Origin of the sequence: Xenorhabdus yunnanensis (assembly GCF_028598805.1) — a bacterium.
Classification (GTDB): domain Bacteria; phylum Pseudomonadota; class Gammaproteobacteria; order Enterobacterales; family Enterobacteriaceae; genus Xenorhabdus; species Xenorhabdus yunnanensis.
In genome coordinates this window covers 1-7857 of sequence record NZ_JAQRFI010000017.1, presented here as the reverse complement: position 1 = coordinate 7857, position 7857 = coordinate 1, and the positions used below count along the sequence as shown (strand labels likewise).

5 protein-coding genes are annotated in these 7857 nt (G+C 44.6%); 2 read left to right on the top strand and 3 right to left on the bottom strand.

Features of this window, described 5'->3' with window-relative positions; translation table 11 throughout:
- The first annotated feature begins 1 nt into the window (after position 1).
- Both PSI23_RS09170 and PSI23_RS09165 read left to right on the top strand, forming a co-directional pair.
- Entirely contained in the window at positions 2–805 is an 804-nt protein-coding gene (locus PSI23_RS09170; protein ID WP_373567311.1) for a thioesterase II family protein, read from the top strand.
- A gap of 35 nt (positions 806–840) precedes the next feature.
- Positions 841–3756: a salicylate synthase gene (locus PSI23_RS09165; protein WP_373567313.1), complete on the top strand. Its 2916-nt coding sequence runs from the start codon at positions 841–843 to the stop codon at positions 3754–3756.
- Between the two features lie 235 nt (positions 3757–3991).
- Here PSI23_RS09165 and PSI23_RS09160 read toward each other — a convergent pair whose 3' ends face one another.
- From PSI23_RS09160 to PSI23_RS09150, 3 genes are all read right to left on the bottom strand, one after another.
- Positions 3992–4459 (bottom strand): hypothetical protein, encoded by a 468-nt coding sequence (locus tag PSI23_RS09160; RefSeq protein ID WP_273554804.1) that lies wholly within the window; start codon positions 4457–4459, stop codon positions 3992–3994.
- A gap of 7 nt (positions 4460–4466) precedes the next feature.
- Positions 4467–4910, bottom strand: coding sequence for a hypothetical protein (locus PSI23_RS09155; RefSeq protein WP_273554803.1), 444 nt, complete (start codon positions 4908–4910; stop codon positions 4467–4469).
- A gap of 478 nt (positions 4911–5388) precedes the next feature.
- The coding region (locus tag PSI23_RS09150; RefSeq protein ID WP_273554802.1) for an adhesion domain-containing protein at positions 5389–7857 on the bottom strand (2469 nt) is incomplete at its 5' end.

Below are 7857 nucleotides of genomic sequence, written 5' to 3'. Positions count from 1 at the left end.
GATGAAGTGGGCACTTCCTGTACATCCGATGATTCGCCCGTGTCTGACACCTCGTGGCGAACCTAAATACACCCTGTTAATCTGCCCCTTTGCCGGGGGCAGCAGCAGCGCATTCCGTCAATGGTCTACTCTGGAAAATCCAGACATAGCCGTTTCACTGGTAATTTACCCCGGGCGTGACAGCCGTATGAATGAACAGGCGGTCACCAGAATTGCGCCATTAGCACAATCACTTTCTGATCTGATCGTGTCACTAACGCCCGCGCAGAGAGAAAACTTGATACTGGTCGGTCACAGTATGGGCGCTCAGGTTGCTTTTGAAACGTGCCAACGTCTTGAACAACATGATTGTCCTCCTAAGACACTGGTGCTTTCGGGGTGTCATGCACCCCATCTTCAATCCCGCCGTCAATTGAGTGGATTACCTGATCATGAATTCATTGAACAACTGATTGATATTGGCGGGTGCAACCCGGTTTTACGAGAAGATCCGGGCTTGCTGGCGCTGTTCTTACCCATGCTACGTGCTGATTTTGGAGCTACAGAGCATTATCACCATGTTATTCAATCTGATTCCGTAAAACTGCAAACACCAACACTGTTGCTGTATGGCAACGAAGACAAAGAAGCTTCCGCTCAGGAAGTTCAGCAGTGGCATCACTGGCTTGCCGGTGACAAGCAAAACCTTTCGTATTGCTGCCAAGAGATTGCCGGCAACCATTTTTATATCACGCAAAAACCGCAGAGTTTTATTCGTCGCGTTACCCAATTTATGCAATATGTTTATCCACAGGAGTTCGCATAATGGCACCTTATTCAATCCCAGGAAAAAATCTTACTATGACGCCAGACTATCTTTGGAATGGCGAAACAATAGACCAACAGCTTGCCGGATGGTCGAAAACCTGGGGTGATAAAACCGCGCTGATCTATCAGGAACAATTCGATCAAAAACAACAACTGACTTACCGTGAACTCCATCAATCTGCGGAAAGGCTGGCAAGTGGATTATTCCAGCGGGGAATACGTCGTGGTGACAATGTCATGGTACAACTGCCTAACCGCATCTCCTTTGTTGTCACCTGTTTTGCCCTGTTCAGGCTGGGAGCTCACCCAATGTTATTAATGCCGACACAACGGGCACATGATATTCATGCACTTTGTCAGATTGCACGACCAGTGGCTTATATTATCCCTGATTGTATCCACGGTTTTGATTATCGGGAAATGGCACGGGAAGTTGCGGCATCTTGTCCTGATATACAGCATGTCATTGTTGATGGGGAAGCAGAAGAATTTACCGCATTGGCCTCCATTGATGGTGAACCACTCAATATTTCCGGCCCATGTTACGGCGATATTGCCGCACTCCTGCTTTCCGGAGGAACAACAGGGACACCGAAATTAATTCCGCGTACTCACGATGCCTATACCTATGATTTTGTGCTCTCTGCCCGTCTGTGTTCAATAAATACCGAAAGCGTTTATTTAGCCGTATTGCCTGTTGCGCATAACTTCACCTTAGGCAGCCCCGGTATTCTGGGCACACTTTCTCAGGGCGGATGTGTACTCCTGAGTGACAGCGCCAGTTGTGATGAAGCCATGCCTTTGATCGAACAGCATAAGGTGACACATATCGCGCTAGTACCGGCGCTTGCCCGGCTTTGGCAACAGGCTCGTGACTGGGAACAGAGCGACCTCTCATCCTTGCGTTGCTTACAAGTCGGTGGTGGCCGGCTCACACCGGAACTGGCAGAACAGGTTATGGCACGCCTTGGGCCTTTGCAGCAGGTATTTGGTACAGCGGAAGGTTTGCTTTGCTATACCCGACTGGATGATCCCCATGAGGTCATTATTAATACCCAAGGTTGTCCATTATCAGAAGACGATGAAATCAAAATTGTTGATGCCAATCTGCAACCTGTCGCATTCGGTGAAGTCGGCGAACTGATTACACGAGGCCCCTACACCATTACGGAGTATTACCGTGCAGAACAACATAATATTGTCGCTTTCACCACTGATGGATTCTACCGTACAGGTGATTTGGTTCGCATGACAGCAGATGGCAACCTGATCGTTGAAGGACGGATTAAAGAGCAGATCAACCGCAGTGGCGAGAAAATCTCGACGCAAGAAGTTGAAACATTGCTGTTGCAGCATCCAGATATTGATGACGCAGTTGTCATCGCGGTTCCTGATGAACTATTGGGTGAACGAATTTGCGCTTGCATACCAAAGAGTGGCAACCAACCAGAACCTACCCAGATGCAGGCATTTTTGCAGCAAAAAGGCGTTCAGCGCCATAAAATCCCTGATCAATGGTTGTTTGTGGCGTATTGGCCATTAACCACCGTAGGAAAAATCGACAAACGCCAGTTAATACAGATGGCACAAGCAGAACACGGAAGTCCAATGCAGCAATATCATGAACACACTATCGCTATTACCAGCACTCCATTAGATCTGGTCACTCACTTGCTTGCAGATCTCGCAGAGAACAGTGCACTACCTTGTATGCTCTATGAAATCAAAGGTGAATGGTCATTGGGGATAGGCTGTGCAGCCACCATCAGCGCGGATGCATCGGGGCAACTAGTTGATGCAAAAGGCAACCATCATCCATACGATATCAATACATTAAGCCAAAAACTGGAGCTGGCACTCAACACGCTTCCTATCAAAGACTGGCGTGCTTATGGCAGAACATTATTTGAATTTTCCCATATGACATACGGGATACCATTAGATCCATCATTAGAACAGCAAAATGAAGCATTAATAAAAATCACTGTTCCACAACATGAATTACGCATTACTCATGGACAGGTTCTGATACGGACGCTTGAAGAAAACCAGATCGCCATATTGAGTGAGAAAGTCAGGCTGGCTGATCAAGCAAGTACACCAGTTTTCCCATATACAAAAGAGCTGGAAATTATCAATACGGCAGACGCGGAAAAACGTTATCAGGATAACGTAGCAAATGCGGTTAAGGACATTGCCGCAGGTCACTACCAAAAAGTGATCCTGTCACGCAAAGTTGAGCTTGGTTCAAATGTTGATATAACACACAGTTACTGGCTGGGCCGTCAGGCTAACACACCTGCCCGCACTTTCTTCTTACGGGACGAAGAATTTTCTGCTTACGGTTTCAGCCCAGAAACTGTGGTTGAGGCCGATGGTTCTGGTTGGGTCAATAGCCAACCATTGGCGGGCACCAGAGCATTGACACATGACAAAGAGCTGGATCAACGGCTGCGGGCCGATTTACTTTCTGATCCGAAAGAAATTGCTGAACATGCAGTATCTGCAAAACTCGCATTAGAAGAATTGGCCCCGATTTGTCAGGCAGACACACTTTGCGTATCAGAATTTATGGCTATTCGTGAACGTGGTTCGGTACAACATTTGGCATCACGCGTAAAAGGATTGTTGCAAACAGACAAAAATCGTTGGGACGCTTTCATTGCCCTATTCCCGGCAGTCACCGCTTCCGGAATACCGAAGAAACCTTCATTGGAAGCCATTGCTCGTTATGAAGATGAACCACGCCGGCTTTACAGTGGTTGTGTCATGCTGCTGGACAGCACAGGCAAACTGGATGCCGCGCTGGTATTACGTTCTTTCTATCAACATAAAGGACGCAGTTGGCTCCAGGCCGGTGCGGGGCTGGTCAGAGATTCAAAACCAGAACGAGAATGGCAGGAAACCTGCGAAAAACTTGAATGCATTATGAAATATGTTTGTTCTTAATTCTGGTAAAAAGATTAAGAGTTTATTGGGATAGGTAGTCATCATATTTCAGGGAAAACCAGAGAGGTATCTGGTTTTCCCAAGATGGTTAGTTTTTTATGATTGATAAAAACAGAGCGACCATGCAGTTACGCTGAATAATACCTTATAACGAACTCACAGAACCGTCGCTCACGTTGAAATAGATAAATAAAGTGGATGATGGCCAGATTAAAACTAATTAATATTATTTCTATTATAATTTTATTTTTCCTAAATATTGCATCGCCTGTACACGATCTCCCATTGTTGCAGATTTTAAATATTCTAATCTTTCAAAGAACTTGATTGCATGATCCCGCATCACAATTAAAAATTCATTTTTCTCGATAGAGGTTTTGACCTCAGAGTGGCTATTTACACTTACGCACACTCTTCTATGCCCTTTTAATGGAATGAATTTTACCTCTATTGGCTGATCAGGAAAATAACATTTAAATTCTTTATTTTCATATGCTAATAATAACCCTTCAGAAAAATAACTCCAAAGATCAACTATATCATCCCACATTGTTTTAGTGATAAGAAGTTTACCATTGATAGTTAGTTCCAATGCACCATCAATATAATCACTTCTTTTTATTTCCCCTTCATATTGAAAGATATCAATGAATTCATCTCCAATTTTAATATATGAATTTATAGTTATGTTTGTATATATCATTTTTACCTCATTCTAACTTCGGATAAAACTGGCCTATTCTTCCGCGTTTAAATCCAACAATATATAGGTGACCTTTGTATTTCCCTTGAATCTGAAATCTACTATGTCCTTTCCTTATTAAAATCTTTCTGTGTTTCTTCATTATACTCTCAATGGCGTGAACAATCTCTTTTACTGACATATCACTCGATAAAAAACTTTGTGTATCTTTAATTGAGCCATTCCAGAAACAAGGGTGATGCCGCTCCAAGATGTGTTTCATTCCTCTTCTATCTAATTGAAACGTTTGATTTCCAAAATGATAAGTTTTTCCATGAAATGAACTAAGTTGATTAACAACGCGATGTTTACACGCTTTCTTATCGGGAACTGCCACAGAATTTGCATGAGACAGCAAGCCGAATGTCATACAAAAGATCGTCAGAATGACGACAAATAATTTTCTCACCATTGTTTCCTGTTTTACAATAAAGAATTGACCATATCACTTTTACATAAGGGATTTGCCATTATGTGGCAACTTGGAACATACAAAAACAAGAAAGACATAACAATAAATACTATAATTTTATATGACTTTGTTTACTTTCTGTTTACAATCATATATTCATATGGAGTTAATTTAAAAATCAACAATTGGATATATTAATTTATACACAATGGATTTCAAGATGCATCGCGGCGGCAAGGGAACGAATCCCCGGGAGCATAGATAACTATGTGACCGGGGTGAGTGAGTGCAGCCAACAAAGAGGCAACTTGAAAGACGAAAGGTATATTAATTATATATTTAAAATAGAGAGATATATCCCTCCAAAAAAACTGGAACATGAATGTGTATTTATAACTGATTCACAGCATCACTGATAATAGAAAAAACCGCCTCGTATGAGGCGGTTTTTTTCAGATTAACAATAAACGGAAATAGTCTATTTACAAATAATTCTCCCCGCAACATTATCGTTACTATTATCAGCTTTGCTGCCATTTAATAGGTCTACAGACATATGATCATTTACACGCGCATGGCCTACCGGATAAGGAGTAGCAGATTTATATCGAGGCGTATTTGCAATAGGCCAACCCAAACTAATATCTATCTTTTTCCCTTGCTGAGCATTATATAGATTTACTAACTCATCTGCTGTAGGCAATGAACAATAGGAATTAGCTGTAGGCCATTTTGCTATCGTCCAACTTTCTCCAACTATTTCCTCAGTTCCATCTGCTTTCCATTCAGCAGATAATTTGGGCCTTTTAAATATGATTCCACCTATAGGTGTTTCGTTAATCATATGCCCCCAATAATTAGCTAGGTGTGTATCAGGACTGGTAATCACGGTAAAAATAACATCCCGTGTCTTTTCCTTAGCATTGGACTTATCATTCGCGGTAATAACTATGGGGGTTTTTAACCCGATACTGCTCTGATCAGTAACTTCAATAACCAGTTTGCCATCCTGAGCAGTATGACCGATGTAAGATTTATCCTTGGTGTAAGTTTCTCCGTTAATCTTCAGTTGCGCAGTGGCGTCAATCTTATCCTTTTTCGCACGTCCCATTGCCTTATCCAGTTTCACTTCAATAGGCACTCCGCCAACGGATTGACCACCCGCCGCGATGGTATTGATGGTGAGCGTAATAGCCTTATCTTTCGCTACTTTCACTGCCATGGTGCCATCGGCATCCTTTTCTGATGTATCTGAGATTATCGTGAAGTCGTCCGCAATCCCTTTCACTGTACCCTCCGGATTGCCCCTTGTTATATTGCCTTTTTGGGTTTCCTGTTTGGTATCCGTTGCCACTGACTCCCCCAACATCATTTTATTATTACCCGATTTAAGCGGACTGCGGGGCACCATGGCGAGCTGGATAATCCGGCCGCTGTCTTCGGGTTTTAGGTTATACGATGGCACGGTTCCACTTGTCTTGATGTGATGGTCAGGATCATCAACCAAATCGGAAATCCTTTTCTCTGGTGAGGTCGAGGCAGTGGGGTCATCGGAGTCCGGATATTTAATACCCCAGAGAAACATGGAGTTATCCACATCATCCTTATCATTCTGTTTAAAGATGTACGAGCCTGTCAGTGCTTTCCCCATTTCCAGCGTCCCGTTAATCGTTAATCCCTCAATGATAGGTCCCCTGTTCGGATCAATAATTGCCCCATCAGCGGTTCCTCCAATAAGGGTATGATCCTGACTCGTATTGATCACCGCATCAGTCCCGGTTTCCCCAAGGCCGTTTTTCGGTGTGATGATGATTTCCAGCAGTCTGCCGGTATCATTTATACCCAGTGTATAAGAAGGAATCGCACCACTCGGGATTTTTCTTCCGTCAACTGTTCCCTTGGCTTCAGGATCTGATACCTCCTCCCGTGGCCCGCCGTCTTTATCCTCCGGCCTTAAACGCTTCCAGACATAGATGGAATTATCTGTGGCATCTCCATTGTGGGCATTAAACTCATACTTAGCGGTTAAGGTTTCATTCAGGTACAGTTTGCCTTCCAGCAGCAGATTATCAATGGACGGTTTTGCCGCCGGATCAAGGACAGTGCCCGGTTTTGCGCCTTTGGAGATAGTTTTGTTGATATCGGTATCTGTCATACCGGTATCCACCGTTTTGGGATCACCCGCTTCGTTGTTGCCGTTAACCGGCTTCACGGTAATCGCGAGGGTTTTCCCTGCATCGGCCTGTTCCAGTTGTTTGCTCAGGGTGCCGGTTTTGTTCTGGGCATTCTTGCCATTGTCCGGTACGGGTTGATAAGTTGCTGCCGGCGTGCCTTTTTCATGCCAGACAAACTGGGAAAGATCCGTGGCATCCCCGCCGTTACTATTAAAGGTGTACTCAGCCGTCAGCGGTTTATTGATTTCCAGCTCCCCGCTCAGGACAATCTTGTCGATAGCCGGTTTGGCATTCGGATCTGCCACACCGCCCTTGCCGTTACCGCCGGTAATGCCCTGATTGGCGTTCGGGTCGCTCACATCAGTGGTCAACGGGGCTTTAGCCCGCAAGTTCGCGTCATTCGCCGCCAGTACCGACACTTCCAGAACCTTACCGATATCACGGCTCTCAATGGTGTATTTCACTTTGTCCTTATCTGCCGCCCCGGCTGCCACCCGGCCTTCACCGTTTTTCTGCGTCAGTTCTATTGGCTCTTTTGTTCCTGCGGCATCTGCCAGTGCAACGACCCGTTTCGCCGTGGAGCCTTTCTCGCCCCAGACATAGAACGAGCGGTCTGTGGTATTGCCCTCTTTAGCATCAAACTGATAGACAGTATGCAGGATACCCTTGACATGCAACACCCCTTCCAGTTGCAGATTGCTAATGCTGGGCGCTTTGTTTTCATCAAACTCAATCACGGTCTCCTGCTTTCTGTCCGTGCCATCGATGGTGGT